This window comes from Saprospira sp. CCB-QB6, assembly GCF_028464065.1.
GTDB lineage: Bacteria > Bacteroidota > Bacteroidia > Chitinophagales > Saprospiraceae > Saprospira.
Genome location: NZ_CP116808.1, coordinates 1,877,501 through 1,894,829 on the forward strand (window position 1 = coordinate 1,877,501; position 17,329 = coordinate 1,894,829).

General features: G+C 46.5%; 13 protein-coding genes. 5 read left to right on the forward strand and 8 right to left on the reverse strand.

The window, feature by feature from the left end; genetic code table 11:
• Positions 1-432: 432 nt before the first annotated feature.
• Positions 433-1,389, reverse strand: coding sequence for a DMT family transporter (locus PPO43_RS07350; RefSeq protein ID WP_272621158.1), 957 nt, complete (start codon positions 1,387-1,389; stop codon positions 433-435).
• A gap of 115 nt (positions 1,390-1,504) precedes the next feature.
• Here PPO43_RS07350 and PPO43_RS07355 point away from each other — a divergent pair, with 115 nt between their 5' ends.
• From PPO43_RS07355 to feoB, 4 genes are all read left to right on the forward strand, one after another.
• A complete protein-coding gene (locus PPO43_RS07355; RefSeq protein WP_272621159.1) occupies positions 1,505-2,425 on the forward strand; it encodes a hypothetical protein in 921 nt (306 codons plus the stop codon).
• An 81-nt stretch (positions 2,426-2,506) separates the two neighbouring features.
• Positions 2,507-3,889 carry a peptidylprolyl isomerase gene (locus tag PPO43_RS07360; RefSeq protein WP_272621160.1) on the forward strand — a complete coding sequence of 461 codons (1,383 nt, stop codon included), beginning with the start codon at positions 2,507-2,509 and terminating at the stop codon, positions 3,887-3,889.
• A 214-nt stretch (positions 3,890-4,103) separates the two neighbouring features.
• The gene (locus PPO43_RS07365; protein ID WP_272621161.1) at positions 4,104-4,346 is read left to right on the forward strand and encodes a FeoA family protein; all 243 of its coding nucleotides are present in this window, start codon (positions 4,104-4,106) and stop codon (positions 4,344-4,346) included.
• A complete protein-coding gene (feoB, locus tag PPO43_RS07370; protein ID WP_272621162.1) occupies positions 4,334-6,280 on the forward strand; it encodes a ferrous iron transporter B in 1,947 nt (648 codons plus the stop codon). Before PPO43_RS07365 ends, feoB begins: the two co-directional genes overlap by 13 nt.
• A 238-nt stretch (positions 6,281-6,518) precedes the next feature.
• Here feoB and PPO43_RS07375 read toward each other — a convergent pair whose 3' ends face one another.
• The 5 genes from PPO43_RS07375 to PPO43_RS07395 form a co-directional block, all read right to left on the reverse strand.
• Positions 6,519-8,045 carry an asparagine--tRNA ligase gene (locus PPO43_RS07375; protein WP_272621163.1) on the reverse strand — a complete coding sequence of 509 codons (1,527 nt, stop codon included), beginning with the start codon at positions 8,043-8,045 and terminating at the stop codon, positions 6,519-6,521.
• A gap of 283 nt (positions 8,046-8,328) precedes the next feature.
• Positions 8,329-9,252 carry a hypothetical protein gene (locus PPO43_RS07380; RefSeq protein ID WP_272621164.1) on the reverse strand — a complete coding sequence of 308 codons (924 nt, stop codon included), beginning with the start codon at positions 9,250-9,252 and terminating at the stop codon, positions 8,329-8,331.
• Positions 9,253-9,278: 26 nt separating this feature from the next.
• Positions 9,279-9,710 (reverse strand): hypothetical protein, encoded by a 432-nt coding sequence (locus PPO43_RS07385; protein WP_272621165.1) that lies wholly within the window; start codon positions 9,708-9,710, stop codon positions 9,279-9,281.
• A gap of 87 nt (positions 9,711-9,797) precedes the next feature.
• On the reverse strand, positions 9,798-10,397 hold the full coding sequence (locus PPO43_RS07390) for a C40 family peptidase (protein ID WP_272621166.1): 600 nt from the start codon (positions 10,395-10,397) through the stop codon (positions 9,798-9,800).
• Between the two features lie 53 nt (positions 10,398-10,450).
• Entirely contained in the window at positions 10,451-10,993 is a 543-nt protein-coding gene (locus PPO43_RS07395; RefSeq protein ID WP_272621167.1) for an NADPH-dependent FMN reductase, read from the reverse strand.
• A gap of 185 nt (positions 10,994-11,178) precedes the next feature.
• On the opposite strand from PPO43_RS07395, the gene PPO43_RS07400 reads away from it, so the two are divergent.
• Complete coding sequence (locus tag PPO43_RS07400) at positions 11,179-11,877, forward strand: metal-dependent hydrolase (protein WP_272621168.1); 699 nt, start codon at positions 11,179-11,181, stop codon at positions 11,875-11,877.
• A 300-nt stretch (positions 11,878-12,177) separates the two neighbouring features.
• Here PPO43_RS07400 and PPO43_RS07405 read toward each other — a convergent pair whose 3' ends face one another.
• Both PPO43_RS07405 and PPO43_RS07410 read right to left on the reverse strand, forming a co-directional pair.
• The gene (locus PPO43_RS07405; protein WP_272621169.1) at positions 12,178-15,090 is read right to left on the reverse strand and encodes a TonB-dependent receptor; all 2,913 of its coding nucleotides are present in this window, start codon (positions 15,088-15,090) and stop codon (positions 12,178-12,180) included.
• Between the two features lie 242 nt (positions 15,091-15,332).
• Positions 15,333-16,910: a carboxypeptidase-like regulatory domain-containing protein gene (locus PPO43_RS07410; RefSeq protein ID WP_272621170.1), complete on the reverse strand. Its 1,578-nt coding sequence runs from the start codon at positions 16,908-16,910 to the stop codon at positions 15,333-15,335.
• Between the last annotated feature and the right edge of the window lie 419 nt (positions 16,911-17,329).

Below are 17,329 nucleotides of genomic sequence, written 5' to 3' on the forward strand. Positions count from 1 at the left end.
GGCGCTTTGGCCCCCAAGGCCAAAGGAGCACAGCCCCCAGGCGGAGGCGGCGAAAGGGGGAGCCAAAACTGAAATGAAACATTTTGAGCCTATACTATATATATAGCAGAAAACTCCCCTGGCCGCCGACTACCGCCGGCCGGGTCAATCTGCTGCGAAGCTTGTAGACGCAGAGCGGCTTCTAGCTGAGCAGTGGCCTAGCGATGTGTAGCAGTGGCCGAAGGCCAGACCAAGGAGCAAAGCGACGAAGGGCCGAGCGACCCGACCAAAGGGAGCCGACGCAGCGAAGCAAGTAATAGCGAGCTGCGAAACGTAGCGCCGACGAGCAAAGCGAGGCGGAGGCCCCTAAACAGCAGCGAGCTGCGACAACAAGGACTTTAGTCCGTCTTCGACGACCAATGGGAGTAAACGTAGCGCTACAAGGCAAAGCCCCTAAACAACCTCCTTATCTAATTCCAAAACTTCTTCAGCAGCTGCTGTCATCTTCTTATTGGCTGTTTTAAAGCATTGATTCACCAAATAGACGCCTAAAATGGTCAATAACATTCCGATTAGGGTAAGCCAGGTCAGGCGCTCGCCTAAAACAAGAGCTCCAGCAATCACAGCAACAATAGGATTGATATAAGCACTCAAAGCCGCTTGAGTAGGAGGTAAATGCTCCATTACATATATATAGGCGGAATAGGCGATAAAAGAGCCAAAAACCACTAGATATAAAATCGATCCCCAAAACTGCATACTCAACTCGCCAAAAACGAGTTGGTCCCAACTAAAGAAAGAGCAAATAATGGCTGTAAAAAGACCTCCAGAAAACATTTGCAAGCCAGCGCCCATCAATAAAGAAGTATCTGGCTTCCATTTAGCGGCAAAGACAGAGCCCAAAGACCAAAACAAAGTAGCTCCAAACATAATGAGTAAGCCTAAGGAAAAATTGGGACTTTGATCAAAGCTATCGAGGTAATTAGAGAAAACACCTAGAATTCCTAGCATGCCTAAAGCCATTCCCCCTATTAACTTGGGTGACCAGGGCAGTGGCCGAATCATAAAATGGCTAAAGAGCGCAATAAAGATTGGTCCACTAGCAGAAACCACAGAAGCGAATCCACTTTCTACATATTGTAGTGCCCAAGTCATCAAGGCATTTCCGGCCCCCAAAAGCATCAGCCCTATAATAATAGTATGTAGTAATGCCTTTCCTTTAGGAAGCATTGCACCTCTTGCCCACATAAAAGCGATCAGTGAAACACCAGCTGTGCATTGTCGAACAGAAGAGAGAAAAAGTCCGTGTGCCTCTTTTACACCTATACGGGTTGCCAAATAGGTCGTTCCCCAAAAAAAGCTCACCAAAGCCAAAGCAATAAAGGCCTTGCGAGAATCGGTTTTTGTCATTGATATTTTTTTGGCAAAGAACGGTTTTTTTAGGCAGCTTTGTCTATCTGCCCTCAGCTTTTCCCTTAGAATCCAGCTAAAAACAGTAGCCTAAAAGGGCTCACCACCAAATTCGATGGAAAACTTCTTATCTTTGCCCCTTGATTTTATACCACCTTCTTTAGCAATTGATTCTATGAGCTACTACCGCCCTTTTCTTGCCCTACTCTTCTTTGGGCTAGTTGTCCAAGCCTGTAATAATGGCCCAGAAGCCCCTACAGAAGAAAATCCTTTAGCAAGAGTTTATGATAATTACCTATATGCCTCTGCTCTAGATGGTATTGGCAAGGGACTATCACCTAAAGATAGCGCTCAGCAAGCTGAACTCTATATTGATAAATGGATTATGGACCAAATGCTTCTTGGTGTGGCCCAAAAACAGCTGCCGGCCAAAGAAGCTCAGCGCATTGACCGCCTAGCAGAAAGCTATAAAGCATCTTTAGTCATTGCCTATTTTGAGCAAGAACTAATCAACCGAGAATTAGATACTACAGTTACTCCTGTCCAATTGGCCCAATACTATAATGCCAATAAAGATCAATACATCGCTGGAGAAAGCTGGCTCCGCTGCCACTTTATCCGTGTTCCTAGAAAACTAGAAGGCGTAGACAAACTTCGCAATTGGTTCAAATCTGACAAAAAAAGCGATGAAGAAAAAGTAAAGCAATTTTGCTTGTCCAATGAAAGTCAAATGGTCTTTGCCCTAGAAAAAGACCGCTGGGTAAAATATAAACGAGTAGCTGACCGCCTACCCGAAAATCGCCTACCTTCTAGTTATCTCGAAAAAGATCGCGTTTTTGATCGTAGCGATAGCAAATATGTTTATCTCTGCAAGGTCTTTGAATATAAAGATAAAGATGAACCCGCTCCCCTACCCGAGGTCCAAGACGAAATTTCTAGAATTATTCTTCACCAAAGACGTCAACTTATCCTTGATCAGGTCCGAAAAGAAGCCCGCACCAAAGCTAAGGAAGGTAATGTTTTTGAACGCTTCTAAACCCATCCTTCCTTTCGCTTCTTGCGTTGCAAGGCTATAAACAATCTGTTTACCCCTAAATGCTAATGATTATTAACTATTATGATGTATAGACTCCTTTTCTGTTGCCTGCTACTGAGTAGTAGCCTATTTGCTCAACAGCAAATTGACCGAGTAGTCGCCCTTGTAGGCAATGAACCCATTCTTGTTTCTGATATCGAAGCTCAATATCGCTTACTCCTATCTAGAACAAAAGAAGCCCCACCTGAAAATGCCCGAGCAGTCATCTTAGATCAGCTACTGACGAATGCAGTCGTCCTCGCAGAGGCAGAACGCGATAGCTTTACCGTCTCCGCCGTAGAAATTGAAGGCCAATTAGATTCTCGTATCTCAGAGATACTTCGATATATGAATAATGACCCTGAACAGTTTAAAGCTTATTATGGCAAAACTCCCGATGAGGTCAAAAATGATATGCGAGAAAGTATGCGTAAACAAATGGTTGTACAAAGAATGTCATCGAACATCATGCAATCTGTTACAGTGACCCCCAAAGAAGTCCAAACTTTCTTTAACAAAATTCCCCAAGATAGCTTACCCTACTTTAACTCTACCGTAGAGCTTGCCCAAATTGTAATCAACCCCAAAGTCAATGAGCAAGAAGATGAGAGAGCCCGCCAAGAAGCAGAACGCATCCGCCAAGAAATTCTCAATGGCGCCGACTTTGCCGAATTAGCCAAGCAATACTCACAAGACCCTGGCTCTGGCGCCCGAGGTGGAGATTTAGGTATCACTAACCGAGGTAGCTTTGTTCCAGAATTTGAAGCCGCAGCCTACCAACTCGATGAAAATGAAGTCTCTGAACTCGTTAAATCTGAATATGGCTACCATATTATCCAACTGCTCGAACGCTTAGGTAATAATATCCATACCCGCCATATTCTCATTAAAGCAGAACTCACCCCTGCCGATGAAGAACGAGCTAAACAACAAGCCGATAGCATCCGCTCCCTTATCTTACTCGATTCTTTTACTTTTGACCAAGCTGTTCAACGTTTTTCAGAAGATGAATTTAGTAAAACCCGAAACGGCGCTATGATGAATCCCCAAACTGGAGAACCTTACTGGGAGCTAGGAGACCTTAACCCCGAAGTCTATTTCGCTATCGAAAAACTTAAAAAAGGGGAAATCTCTGAAGCAATTGAGTACAGTACCCCCTTTGGAGAAAAAGAATACTCCCTCATTAAAATCCGAAATAGAACTATTCCCCATGTCGCAAATCTCGAAGATGATTATAGCCGCATCCAAATGGCCGCTAAAGAGGAAAAAAAATCTCGCTATATTCAAGAATGGGTAGCCAAAAAAATTGGCGACCATTATGTCGAGTTTAAATTCCAATCTCTAGGTAGCTATGCCAACTATTTCATCAAAAAAAATGGACAAGCTAAAAACCCCCAACTCCAACGTTGGATGATGGAACCCTAATTTGTCCCTCTTTTCCTTTTTCCAATATCCGCCTACAGTATTGTAGGCGGATATTTTTTTAGCCCATTAGGGCATTTTAGCCCCTGACTTTGCCCCTTCCCTCTTTTTCACTAATTTAGCCAAGCCAAAAAAAAGACAAAATGATCTTTTTTTGGGGCTTTTGTAGATTTAGTCTAAATTTGCAAACAAACTTACTGCAATACTATAATAATATATGACTCAGAATTCTTCAGAACGCCGACTATGGGAAGCCAAAGCCGGAGAACAACTGACCTTTCTCCGCAGCGACTCCCCTTTGCTCAGCCTAAAACTTATGGAGATGGGCCTCTTTCCCGCCGCTAAATTTCGCCTCCTCAAAAGAGCCCCTCTAGCTGGTCCCCTACTCCTCGAACTAGCCGATAATTTGCAACAATTGGCCATTGGGCCAGCAGAAGCCAAAGAAATATGGATACAGTAGCCAATAAGAACTTAAATATCGCCCTGCTCGGCCCCCCTAATGTGGGCAAAACTTCTCTCTTTAACCAACTAACTGGCCTCCAACAAAAGGTCGGCAACTTTCCTGGCGTTACCGTAGAGAAGAAAGTGGGCAAAATTCAACTCCAAAACCTAGAAGGCCAACTGACTGACCTTCCTGGTCTTTATAGCCTCTTCGCTAAATCACCCGATGAAGAAGTCGTGATCAAAGCATTGGAAGAAGAAAGCTTTGACCTCCTACTTCTTGTCCTTGATGCTAGCCATCTCGAAAGAAGCTTGCTCTTGGCCCAACAAGCACTAGCGATGGGCATTCCCGTTTTGCCTCTACTCAATATGCTCGACCAAGCAGAGGGACAAGGGTTTCAGTTTGATACTCTCGAACTTATTCCCCTCCTTGGCCAAGAACCTCTCCGTATCAATGCCCGCCAAGGATCTGGCCTTGACCGAATTCCCAATGCCATTGAACAACTACTCGCCCAAGAACCCCCTCTGGCCGATGCCGATTTCCGAACTTTGATCCAAGCCGCTAACTATGAAGCCCAATTGGCCGATAGCCAAAAACGACTCGACCAAATTCGCCCGCAACTTAAAAAGGCCCGAAAAAAAGCCGAGACCAAACGCAATTGGTCCCATTTCTTAGATCAATGGACCAGCCACCCCATCGCTGGCTATCTCATCTACCTTACGGTCCTCTTTGGCATTTTTCAACTGATTTTTAGCCTGGCCGATTGGCCTATGGGCCTGATCGATGAAGGTACAGGAGCCCTAGCTAGCCTTATTTCTAATCTCCTTCCCGCTGGCCCAATCAATGAACTGATTACAGAGGGGATTATCCCCGGCATCGGCGGAGTCGTGATTTTTGTCCCCCAAATTGCTATCCTCTTTTTTGCCCTCTCGATCCTCGAAGAAACGGGCTACATCTCTAGAGTGGTTTTCCTAATGGATAAACCCATGCGCTTTTTTGGCCTGAGCGGACAAAGTGTGCTCCCCCTCCTTTCTGGAGCCGCCTGCGCTATTCCTGCCGTAATGGCCGCCCGAAATATCGGTAGCTGGCGAGAACGCATGGCCACCATTTTTGTCAGCCCCATGATTAGCTGCGCCGCCCGCCTGCCCGTTTATGTTATCCTGATCGCTCTCGTGATTCCCGATGGCAATAGCTGGGGCTTTGGCTGGAAAGGTCTCGCCATGCTGGGCCTTTATCTCCTTGGCGTAATCGGCGCCCTGCTCACGGGCCTCGCCCTCCGCTTTATCCTGCCCAAAAAGGACCAAAACCCTTTTGTGATTGATCTTCCCAGCTATAAATGGCCCCGCTGGCAAAATGTCTTTCTCACCGCCTACCAAAAATCGAAATCTTTTGTCCTAGAAGCCGGTAAAGTGATTCTAGCCCTCTCGATTTTACTCTGGATTCTAGGTAGCTACGGCCCCAGCGAAGCGATGCAGGCCGCCGAAGAACGCGCCCAGCAAATGAGCCAAAATGAAAGCGAATTGGCCCAAAACATGGCCGCCGAAAAATTATCCGCTAGCTATCTCGGCCATCTCGGCCACGCCATCGAACCCGCTATCCGCCCACTCGGCTACGACTGGAAAATTGGCATCGGCTTGCTGGCCTCTTTTGCCGCCCGCGAGGTTTTTGTCGGCACAATGGGTACTATATATAGTATGGGCAGCGAACCCGAAGAAAATTCCCTGATCGAAAGGATGCGAGCCGAACGCTTTGAAGATAGCCAAAAAGCAGTTTACAGCCTGCCCACAGGCATTTCTCTACTGGTCTTCTACGTCTTTGCTATGCAATGTATGAGCACCCTAGCCGTGGTCTACAAAGAAACTCGCTCTTGGAAATGGCCGCTGCTACAACTGCTCTACATGACGGGCCTCGCCTATTTACTGGCCTTTTTAAGCTATCAATTACTTAGTTAATTTGTTTTTGGGGCTGTCCCGCCCTATGGGCGGGCCGGGCTGTGTCGTGGCTCGCAAGACTGCTCGGCCCTGCAGGCAGGCGATGCCTGCCTTGGGTCTGCGGCTACGCCGCCCCCCTTTCCATCCCTCAGCCGAGTCGCTGCGCTCCTTTGCGGCGGCTTCGCCGCCTGCTAAACACATAAAAAAGCGCCTAGTCTCTACACAGAAACTAGGCGCTCTTTTTATTATGCTATTAGCCTTAAGGCTTAATTTGTCCATAACGACGCTGGAAAGGCAAGGTCTCTCTAACGTGGTTGAGGCCACAAACCCAACGAACCAAACGCTCTAGGCCCAAACCAAAACCAGAATGAGGCACAGAACCAAAACGACGAAGGTCCAAATACCACTCAAAGTCGTCTTGATCTAAGTTGTGCTCAGCAATTTTGCGGACCAAAACGTCTAGGCTGGTTTCCCGCTCAGAACCTCCCACAATCTCGCCATAACCATCAGGAGCCAAGAGGTCTACCCCCTTAACCAAAGAAGGATCGCCATCTACTTCTTTCATATAGAAAGATTTGATTTTGGCGGGCCAGTTATACACCATCACAGGCGTAGAGAATACTCTGGTCAATACGGTTTCATCCGAGTTACCAAAGTCTTCGCCATCTTCAAAGTTTTTGGCTGACTCGATCCAGTCTGGAATATGACGCTGCTTCTCTTCCAATTCTTTGGCCTCTCCTCTTAGGGCCAAAATTTTTCCTTCATTGAATTTGCGCGCGCCTTTTTTCATGCCTGCAGCAATAGCTTCCTCTCTTTCTGCAATCTCTGCTTGGATTTCAGCTAGGCGGGCCGTGGCTTGGGCCAAATCTTCTTCCTGCAATTTGATGGCATTTTTGCCATTGACCTCTAGCTCTCCACGCAAAATTTTCACGGCATCGCTATAAGCTACTCTAGGGAAGGTTTCGGCCACTACTTTTTCGAGGCTGCTGGTATCTCGGCCCAATACCTCTAGCTCATCTTTACAACGATAAAGGACCTCGCCAATAACTGACTTGATAAAGCGCTCGATCAAGTTCATATTATCCTCATTGGTATAAAAGGCCATTTCGGGCTCAATCATCCAAAACTCAGATAAGTGGCGGGGCGTATTTGATTTTTCTGCACGGAAGGTGGGACCAAAGGTGTAAATCTTGCCCATAGCCATAGCCATGGCCTCTCCATAAAGCTGGCCCGATTGAGACAAATAGGCGGGTTGGCCAAAAAAGTCGGTCTCAAAAAGGTCGGTAGTGCCTTCACAGGCGCTGCCCGTGAGCAAAGGGGCATCCATTTGCACAAAATCCTCTGATTGGAAGAAATTGTGAATGCTCATAATCAGCTGGTTGCGCAAACGCATAATGGCCCATTGGCGGCGGCTGCGGAGCCAAAGGTGGCGTTTATCGCTCAAAAACTTTACGCCCATCTCCTCATCAGATTTTGTGATGGGATAGCCTTCTGCATTATGGTAAATCTCGAAGCTGCTCACTTGAAGTTCATAACCGCCCAAGCTCTTTTCATTTCGGATGAGCTGGCCTGTAATGGCCAATGAACTTTCTAGGGTTAGCGTTTTGGCCAACTCAAATTGTTCTTCGCCTAGGCTTTCTAGGGCAAAAACGGCTTGGGTAAAGCCAGAACCATCTCTAAAGTCGGCAAAGCAAGCCGTTTTACTTTTGCGGATTTTGGTTACCCAACCTTTGACACAAACCTCATGGCCTACGAGCTGTGCAAAATCCTTAATATATTGTTGCATAAAGTAGATGAATTATCTTAGATAAGAAAGGCCATTCCGAGCAAGGGAATAGCGCTCACAAAAATATAATTTTTAGGGCCATAGCAAAAAGAATGCAGGAAGAACTTTGGCCCATGGCGTCCTACAGGCGGCGAAGCCGCCGCAAAGGAGCGAAGCGACTGGCCTAGCGATGTGAAAGGGTGGCCGTTAGGCCAGACCAAGGAGCCGAAGGCGACGCAGGGCCGAGCAGACCTGCGAGCCCTGCAACGTAGCGCCGCAGCTTTGCTGCGGAGGCCCCAAACAGCTAGCCCTTCCAGCGGATCCACCAAGGGAGGCGATTTTCGGTCCATTGATAGAAAGGCATATTTTCGGCGCCGAAGCCCTCATAAAAGCGGGCAATTCCGGGGATGCTAGAGCCCTCAAAGTCAATAAACATGGGCTTATTGGCTTGGCCCTGAATAAAGAGGTCTATGAGGTAAGGCATAGCGCCAACCTCTTTGCCTGCGGGAGTGGTATAATTGAGTAGATTGATATATCGGGCGCCATTGAGCAGCCAAAAAACGGCTGCGCAGACCTCCTTTTGTTCATTGAGGCAAAGCATAAAGAAGCCTTGGCCGCGGTGCAGGGCATTATAGATAATGCGCAAAGCGGCATGGTAGGTAGCCTGTGGGAACTGCTCCCCTTTTCGAAGCATCTCTTGTTCTAATTGGGCCACAAAATCCTCAGGTTTGATCGAGCTGGTGGCAAATAGATTCGCTTTTTCGCCCTTTTTGATATTTCGCTTATGGTTGCTGCTATATTTTTCATAGAGTTTTTCATAAGCTTGGTTGAGGGGCAGTAGATAATTGGGTCGTTCCACCACCTTATAATCTGACAAGCGTTGGATAGCACTCATACTATCATTAAAGGCCAGCTGGCTATGCTTAAATTCTTTTGGGATAGCCTGTAGAAAGGCCTTAATGCGGGCTTCGGAGAAGCCGTTTACGGTAAATAGGCCCAACTGTTGGCAAAGTGGAGGTTGGTATAGGCGTTTGATGCCAAAGAGTTTATCATTCCAGGGCAAGGGAAAAACGGATTGATAATCATCTTCCACTAGGCCCCACCAATTATCGGCTACATTATCGAGATACCAGGCATAGCCATAAATCAGGCTATTTGGGGCGTAGTGCACGCAACCATTCCAGCGAGGCAAATCAATTTCGTCGCGATGTAGGAGTCTAATATTCATAGTTAATAATCAAAAAAAGGGGTGATTTATAGATCGGGAGCTTCGGGCAGTTCGAGGACCACCTTCCAGCTATCATCTTCTTGGCGAAGCAGCCGCATTTGGCTACCTGATAATTTTTGGCCAGCCTGATCGCAGCAAAAAGAGCAGAGGGCTTCTTGGCTAGAAAGCAATTCGCATTCGGCTGTTTTGATGCGCTTTTTATTTTCGGCGGCTTCGGCTCTCATAGCTTTTTGCTCGCTTTCGGTCACGGCATTGAGGGTTTGCTCAAAAAAGACCAAGATTTCTTTAGATTCGGGAGTAGACAATTGCTCGGCCTTCTCAAAATCGCCATCTAAAAAGGCGTGCATAAAATGCAGGGCCACAGATTCGGGCCGTTCTTTTTTGAGTTTGCCTGGCGGGCGATGGCAGGCTGTACTGAGCAGAAAAAGGCTCAATAAAAAAGGAAGATATAAACGCATAGGATAAAAATTAAACAAGCAAGCTCTGAGCTCAGAGCTTGCTTGCAGGAGAACAGATTCGAAAATCGTTTTGCTGATTGGAGCAACTTAAAGTACTCTGCGCAAACCCATATAGACTTTTCGCCAATAATTATTATTCATTGAAGCTTCCATTACGCCACGGCTAGAAGAAGCGTGAATAAATTTCACTTCTCCATTGACATTAGAAGAAACCACCCCTACATGATTGATGCGGTTGGGGGTACCCGTAGCAAAAAAGATGAGATCCCCAGCTTGGGCATCATCAAACTTCACAGCTTGGCCAGTGCGAGCTTGATCTCTGGATACTCTTGGAATTTGGACCCCAATGGTTTTAAACACCGTTTGGGTCAGGCCCGAACAATCCATCCCACTAGCCGTAGTTCCTCCCGTGCGGTAGGGCGTACCATAAAAGCTTTGGGCTTTGGCGATCAGGGCATTTACTTTGACTTGCTTACTAGCCGAACTGCCCATATAGGCAATATTATCTCCAGCAACAGGATTGCTGCCAAAGGGGCTACTCATTCCTGAGTTGCTATTATTATTGCTATTTTCTGCAGCTTCTAAACTTTTCACGAAAGCCTCAAACTCTTTTCCGTACTTTTTGAGGTCGATCACGGCCTTTATTCTTCGGCCACTGCTATCATTGAGATATTGAATACCACGCATAGAATTTGGAGATTTGTTTCCCCCAAGTTAAAGCTTTTCTCGCAAAAGAGTTCCTAAAAGGCCAAGAAACGCTCTACCTGCTCCTCTAGGGCCTTTAGGCTAGGCGCTCGTAGTTTTCCTTCCTCATCAATTTGGCCCCCAATACTTGAAATAGGCAACTTTTGAGGCATGACCACCAACTCCAAATAATTGAGCGCTCCCGTCAAATGCTCCATTCCACGCAAATTGCCCGCTCGACCAGCAGCTACTCCCACTAAGCCAGCTTTCTTACCGCCCTGAAATGTTTCTTTATAAGCATAAACCGAACAGGCATCCAAAAATAATTTGAGCACCCCAGGATAACTTCCATTGTACTCTGGCATAACGATAAATAACTTGTCGGGCGCAATCAAATATCGCTCTTGAATCTCTTGCAAAGCAGGAGATTGCTGCTGAGGGTCATACATATCTATATGTAAAACATCATCGGGCAACTCTTCCAAACTAAAAAAGCGTACCTCTTCTTCTGCCTTTTCTTGAAAATGAGCAAAGGCCGCTTCTGCGACGATTCTTGTTTTGCTGTTGGGACGATTGGTCCCCGAAATTACTACAATCATAAATATATATACTAATAGAAGCCCTATACGGTACTTCTTTGGCTTTAAATAAAAAGGGAACAAGCCCCAAAGGCCAAAGTTCTTAAAAAAACTAGGTAAAAATAGGGAAAAGCTTAAATTAGCTCAGTCGCGAAGCCCTAATACCACTTCGCTTATTCCGTTTACCTCAGAAATTATTTTGCCTTATGAAAATCACCTACTACGGCCACTCTGCTTTTATGGTAGAATTAGGCGGTAAAAAACTACTTTTTGATCCCTTTATTACCCCAAATCCCCTAGCCCAAGAAGCTAGCATTTCTGCAGATGATTTGGAACCCGATTATATTTTACTCTCGCACGGACATGCCGATCATGTCAGCGATGCCGTGAGTATTGCCCAACGCACTGGCGCTAAGGTGGTCGCTATCTATGAGGTGGCCGAATGGCTACAAAAACAAGGAATCGAAAATACTCACCCCATGAATATCGGCGGCAAATGGAATTTTGGCGAGTTTACGGTCCATTGCACCACTGCCGTCCACTCTTCTGCCCTGCCCGATGGCAGCTATGGCGGCAACCCCATGGGCTTCGTCATTAGCTCCAATGATGGGACCTTCTACTTTGCCGGAGATACGGCCCTAACTATGGATATGAAGCTGATTCCTATGCTCTATCCCAAACTCGATTTTGCCCTGCTCCCTATCGGTGACAATTTTACAATGAGCTACGAACATGCCATCATTGCCTCCGATTTTATCGAATGTAATACAATCGTCGGTGTCCATTTCGATACTTTTGGCTTTATTACTATCGATCATAAAGAAGCTAAAGCCGCCTTTGAAGCTAAAGGCAAAAACCTCTTTATCCCTAAAGCTGGAATGAGCTTTTCTATCCAAAAAGGATAAGGTTTTGGGGCCTCCCGCCTGCGGCGGGCGCTACGTTCCGCAGCTCGCTATTCGCTCGGCCCTGCGGCGGCTTTGCCGCCTTGGTCTGGCCTGACGGCCACTGCTGCACATCGCTAGGCCATATAAAACATCATCCCCTCCTCGGAGGGGATTTTTTATGCCTTAACCTAAGCAATTATTGGCCCTGCTAAATTTAGCTAAGCTAGTTGATAGATAGCTAAGTAGCTACCTAAAAAAGCCCAAGCATTTTAATAATGCTTGGGCTAATACTATATAGGATAAGCCAAACTAGAAAGGACGCTATTCGGCGGCTCGATTAAAGCGATAGTTGACTCCCAAAGAAAAGCTTTGGCCCAAATCATAGCGCTGAATAAAGTATTCTTTGCCTTTGTACTCCAAAGATTCCCGATAGCGACTGCCCAAAAGATTGTTTGCCCGGAAGCTGAGGCGGAAGCCCTTGCCCAAATCTTGAGCAAGGTTGAAGCCCAAAAGGGGAACAGGCTGCTCATACACATTGGGGGTTCCCCCACGAACAATCAAGGAAATGCGAGGACCAATAACATTAAAGACGAGATTGGCCTCTGTGCCATAATCATTTTTATAGGCCAAAAGGAAGTTGGCCGAATAAGGCGACTGGCCAAACATGGGGCGGCTATCCTTAGCATCGGCTACAGTAGCGCGAATTTCCGCTAACTCTAAAGGATCAATTTTGGTCTCTGAATAGATATAGGCAAAATTAGCTGCCAAGCTAAAGCTCTTGAGTGGAGCGGCAATAAAGCCTAAGTTTTTGCGCAGCTCTAGCTCCAAACCTAAAATTTGGGCCTCTTCTACATTACGAAAAGTAATCTCTGAGTTGGGTGCCGTGGGATTAAACGTGCGTTCGATAGGATTATAAAACTGCTTGAAAAAAGCAGTAACCGAAATCAATTCTGCAAAGCTGGGATAAAATTCATAGCGCAGATCAATATTATCGGCTAGGCTGCGCTGCAAATTGGGATTACCCGCCAAGAGATAGCCCCCATCTACATCAAAGTTGGTATAAGGCGCCAACTCTCTAAAACTAGGGCGGGCCAAGGTTCTAGAATAGGCGAAGCGCAACTTCATTTTATCATTCAACTCATAATTGAGGCTAAGGGCTGGCAAGAGGTCCAAATTTTCGAGCAAAGGAGAAGATTGGTCCAAATGCAAAGAATCAATAGCTTGTAGACTAGGATCTAGTGAAAGCATACTCAAGCGCGTTTGCTCCATTCTTAGGCCCGTAACCAAGCGCAACTTTTTAGTTAGGGGCAGTTCGGTCATGAGGTAGAGGCCCAAAACATCTTGTTGGGCATCATAGCTATTTTGGAGGTCAATATCAGAATCGGCATACAGACCTTGGCCATTATTGGCCCATTGGTTTTCGCCTGCATCATATTGGACCAATTGTTCTTCTGCAAAATAATCACTCAAATTGCCATTGAAGGGTACAATCCCCGATTGCTGAAAGACAATGCGGTTTTCTCTAAAGACTCTGGCCTTTCTATTATAGCTAGCTCCTGCCATCAGCTTAGCCGAAAGGCCATTCCATTGTTTGTAGGGCAAGCTAAAATCAACTCGGTTGGACCAAGTACTTTCATTCATTTCTCGATAGAAGCGGCTAGGGCTATTATCACTACTTAACTTTAAAAAATAGCGATCTTGATCAGGGCGATAGCGATAAGTAAAATAGCGCAGGTCGGGCTCATCTTGAGCAGAAAGTGAATAAGCGCTTTGCCATTTGATCTCTAGGTTTTTCCATTTAGGGATGAAATGTTTTCCGCCTAATTGGTAACTCCCTAAACTGCGCTCTAAAAACCGCCATGACTGGCTAATAAAGACATCATCGGGATCATCTCTAAATTTGGTTCCTTTTGCATAGCGGGCGGTAGAGGTTGCACTTTGGTTGCGCAAAACAGTTAGGCGAAGCTGATTATTTTTATTCAATTTATAGCTAGCGCCTAGCATGGCTCCCCAAAGCGTTTCATCTCGGCCCAGCTGCTCCTCCAATTGAAGCTGAGAAGTGAGGCGATTAGTCGTTTGGCTATTGCCGCCCAATTCATAAATTCCATAATTTCCGTTGGTATAGCCGCTAGCCTGCTGGCTATAACTGAGTGAGGCAATAAAGCCCAGTGGTTTCCCAAAAAGCTTAGTTTGATTGCCAATAGAAAAAGACGCCCGGCTATTGAGGAAGCGGCTACGGCCCGACTGTTCCCAGTTATTGGCAAAGCTGCGGCTAGCTGCAGCAATCGTCTGTGCATCTGCTGCATTAAAGTTGGCGGAGCTATTGGGTTCAAATTCGGGTAATTGGCCCTCTTCAATATTGGGGATAGTAGCTGGTAATTGGCGAAGACCATCATCAAATCCGAGTAGGTCTGTGCTACTGCCCGCATAGCTATTCAAATTGGGATTGAAGCTAGAGACCGTATTATAAGAAGTAGACCAACTCGCATTGATACTAAAGAGCTCTGGAAAATCCTTGGTCTCAATATCAATATAGCCCCCAGTAAAATCTCCATAAAGATTAGGGCTAAAAGATTTATAGACGAGGATATTATCAATGAGGCTAGCGGGAAAAAGGTCCATTTGGACCGAGTTTCGGTTAGGGTCTAGGCTGGGGATTTCGGCCCCATTTAGTGTAGTTTTGCTATAGCGATCGCTTAGTCCACGCACATATACATATTTGCCTCCTTCAACGGTAACCCCTGTAATTCGGCGCATAGCGGCGGCGGCATCATTATCTCCTGTTTTTTTGATTTCTGCGGCTGAAACCCCATCTAAAACTTGAGACGATTGTCTTTTGATGGTCAGCAAAGCATTAGCTGTATTGCGAATTTGTTTGGCTTCAACAACCACTTCATCTTGGGCCAAGGCCTCCTCTTGAAGAGAAAAATCGATTTGAAAATTTTGCCCTACCTCAAGACTAATACCTTCTACGGTTTGAGTCGTAAAGCCCAAATAAGAGCATTGCAACTTATAGCTCCCTGCTTGCAGGTTTGGAATGCGGTATTGTCCTTCAAAATCGGTAATTACGCCAACATTGAGATCGGGTAGGAAAACAGTGGCCCCAATTACGGGATAACCAGAACTAGCTTCTATAACCTTGCCTGTAATACTGGCCAGATTGCTATTTTCTTGAGCTTGGGTAAGACCCAGGCTAATAAAAAGCAGGGAAATGATAAGTAAAAATTGTTTCATAATCAATGCTATTGAAGAAAACGGAAAGGATATCTTACGGTGGGCAGGGCGCGAAGCGCAGAGCTTTCATTTGGCCTAGCGATGTGAAAGGGGGCGGCGCAGCCGCAGACCAAGGCCGTTAGGCCGCAGGGCCGAGCGAATAGCGAGCCCTGAAACGTAGCGCCTGCCGCAGGCAGGAGGCCCCAAAAAATCATAAAAAAAGCCCAGCGCCTAAAAGACGCTGAGCCTATGAAAAAACTGACTTAGTTGGATGTGCGGAAGATGTTGCTCGCATTGATGTTGTGGAAGAAACAGCCCTCAATTTTGAGGTTACCATCTTGCCATTGTTTGTAGCTATCTTGTTCTTGACCGATCAGGTCTTCGATATCAATGCCGCGATCAAAACCGCTGAAAATCGAGTTGTAATATTGTCCGCCGGCATTGTCACGGAAAGTGACGGCGCGGCTATTGGGATTGCCCACAAAAGTGGCGTTGGCAAAAATGGGCGTAGCGTAGGGCGTGGCCGTTTCGGGATTGGTTCCGCCATCATGTTCCCCTCCGCGGTCGGCATCATCATTGGGATTTTCATTTTGGTGTACGATCACAAACTGGTTGCGGCCGCGGTAGCCTTCGTCATAATCTAGGGCATCATCGGCGCAGTAAGCAGAGATCAGGTATTTGGCATCTACTGTTCCGCCAAACCATTCGATTCCATCATCCTTATTGCCGATAATTTCGACATATTCGATAGTCGTTCCGTTGCCTACTCCGCCAAGCGTAAGGCCGTTGATTTCGTTATCGGCGCCAATATTTGAGCCGCCATGACGAATAGAAACATAGCGAATTACGCCAGAATTATCATTGTCTAGGGTTCCGCCATAAAGGCCACGGCTTTCCGAGCTGGGAATCCCTTCAATTTGAGTTTCGCCAGGAGTAGAATTGAGGCTAGCTTTCCCTAAAACGATCAGGCCACCCCAGCGGGCGCGTTCGGTAGCGGCAGTTCCGCCTTGGTCGCCTTCAAAAGTGAAAATAATTGGTTCGGCGGCGGTACCTTCGGCTATCAATTTACCTCCACGGGCCACAATAAGGGCCGAAGCATCGGCGCCAGAACCTGCTTTACCTTGGATAATTGTCCCTTTTTCGATGAAGAGTGTTTGGCCATCGCCAACAAAGACAAAACCGTCCAGTACATAGGTGGTATCATTGCTCCAGTAAACCGAATCTGCTGCATTTTGCAAAAGGCTGTCGCTAATAGTTTGAAGAGGGCGACTGCTGGGCAAAGCGGCAGAAGTTGTGTTGCCCGCTACAATTCGGCTATAAAACGACCAGCCATCGTACCAAGCTGTGCCGTTGGGGTCCACGGCCCCTTTAAAGTTCGTAGATACAAACCAGCTATTATTCAATACGGCCTGCGTACCAAAATTGACGCTGCTTGCGGGCAAAATCGAGTTGCTCTGGAAGATGTTCGCGCTAGTATCGACTAGGTTATTGGCGGTTCCAAAATAGCTAGACACAAAAGCATCATCTTGCAAAGAAGCGTTAATCGTTTGCTCCTCTTCGCCATTCAAAGTTTCTTCAATACTGCGGTAAGCCAACTTAATAAACTCGATACTACCGTTGCTCGCCCCTTCTAGGTAATAGCTGCCGTCAGCTTCCGAGCTAGTGCTGGCGATTTCGGCCCCATCCAGATCGTAAACCGTCACGGTCACGCCCGCTAGCGCATCGCCCTGGCTATCGGTTAGGGTACCAGAGATGCCCGAATTGGCCTCATCTTTTTTACAGGCCGTAAAAAGCAGGCTGCTCAGCAGCAGCAAGAAAGAGAGAATGCGAAGATGTTTCATGAAGTAAAATTTGGAGTTGAGAAAAGTCAATCTAATGCTTGGGGGGACCATTTGCCTGCAAAGGAAGTCTTTTCTCTTTAACTAGTCGTTAATTGCCTATTATCTTTAATTGGGTAAAATTGCCAAAACAATATTCTGCTTAACAACTAATTAAGCTTCACTTCATTTGAAATAAACCTAATTCTCATTTAAAGTTAATCTAGTTTATGTAACCTTTTTTGGGGCCTGCCGCCTTTGGCGGCCGGGCCCTTTCAGGGCTCGCTATTCGCTCGGCCCTTCGGCGGCTTTGCCGCCTTGGTCTGGCCGTTGGCCACCCTTACAGGCCCCTAGGCCATTCTGGGCTTCGCCCAGAATTCTAGACGCAGTAGCTGGACAAAAAAAGGAGCCCCGCAATTGCGGGGCTCCTTGGGGAGAATTCT

Coding starts and splice junctions, on each gene's coding strand:
- PPO43_RS07385 (WP_272621165.1), bottom strand. CDS start 9,710: ATGCGTTTATATCTTCCTTTTTTATTGAGCCTTTTTCTGCTCAGTACA.
- PPO43_RS07390 (WP_272621166.1), bottom strand. CDS start 10,397: ATGCGTGGTATTCAATATCTCAATGATAGCAGTGGCCGAAGAATAAAG.
- PPO43_RS07410 (WP_272621170.1), bottom strand. CDS start 16,910: ATGAAACATCTTCGCATTCTCTCTTTCTTGCTGCTGCTGAGCAGCCTG.
- PPO43_RS07405 (WP_272621169.1), bottom strand. CDS start 15,090: ATGAAACAATTTTTACTTATCATTTCCCTGCTTTTTATTAGCCTGGGT.
- feoB (WP_272621162.1), top strand. CDS start 4,334: ATGGATACAGTAGCCAATAAGAACTTAAATATCGCCCTGCTCGGCCCC.
- PPO43_RS07375 (WP_272621163.1), bottom strand. CDS start 8,045: ATGCAACAATATATTAAGGATTTTGCACAGCTCGTAGGCCATGAGGTT.
- PPO43_RS07365 (WP_272621161.1), top strand. CDS start 4,104: ATGACTCAGAATTCTTCAGAACGCCGACTATGGGAAGCCAAAGCCGGA.
- PPO43_RS07355 (WP_272621159.1), top strand. CDS start 1,505: ATGGAAAACTTCTTATCTTTGCCCCTTGATTTTATACCACCTTCTTTA.
- PPO43_RS07380 (WP_272621164.1), bottom strand. CDS start 9,252: ATGAATATTAGACTCCTACATCGCGACGAAATTGATTTGCCTCGCTGG.
- PPO43_RS07360 (WP_272621160.1), top strand. CDS start 2,507: ATGATGTATAGACTCCTTTTCTGTTGCCTGCTACTGAGTAGTAGCCTA.
- PPO43_RS07350 (WP_272621158.1), bottom strand. CDS start 1,389: ATGACAAAAACCGATTCTCGCAAGGCCTTTATTGCTTTGGCTTTGGTG.
- PPO43_RS07400 (WP_272621168.1), top strand. CDS start 11,179: ATGAAAATCACCTACTACGGCCACTCTGCTTTTATGGTAGAATTAGGC.
- PPO43_RS07395 (WP_272621167.1), bottom strand. CDS start 10,993: ATGATTGTAGTAATTTCGGGGACCAATCGTCCCAACAGCAAAACAAGA.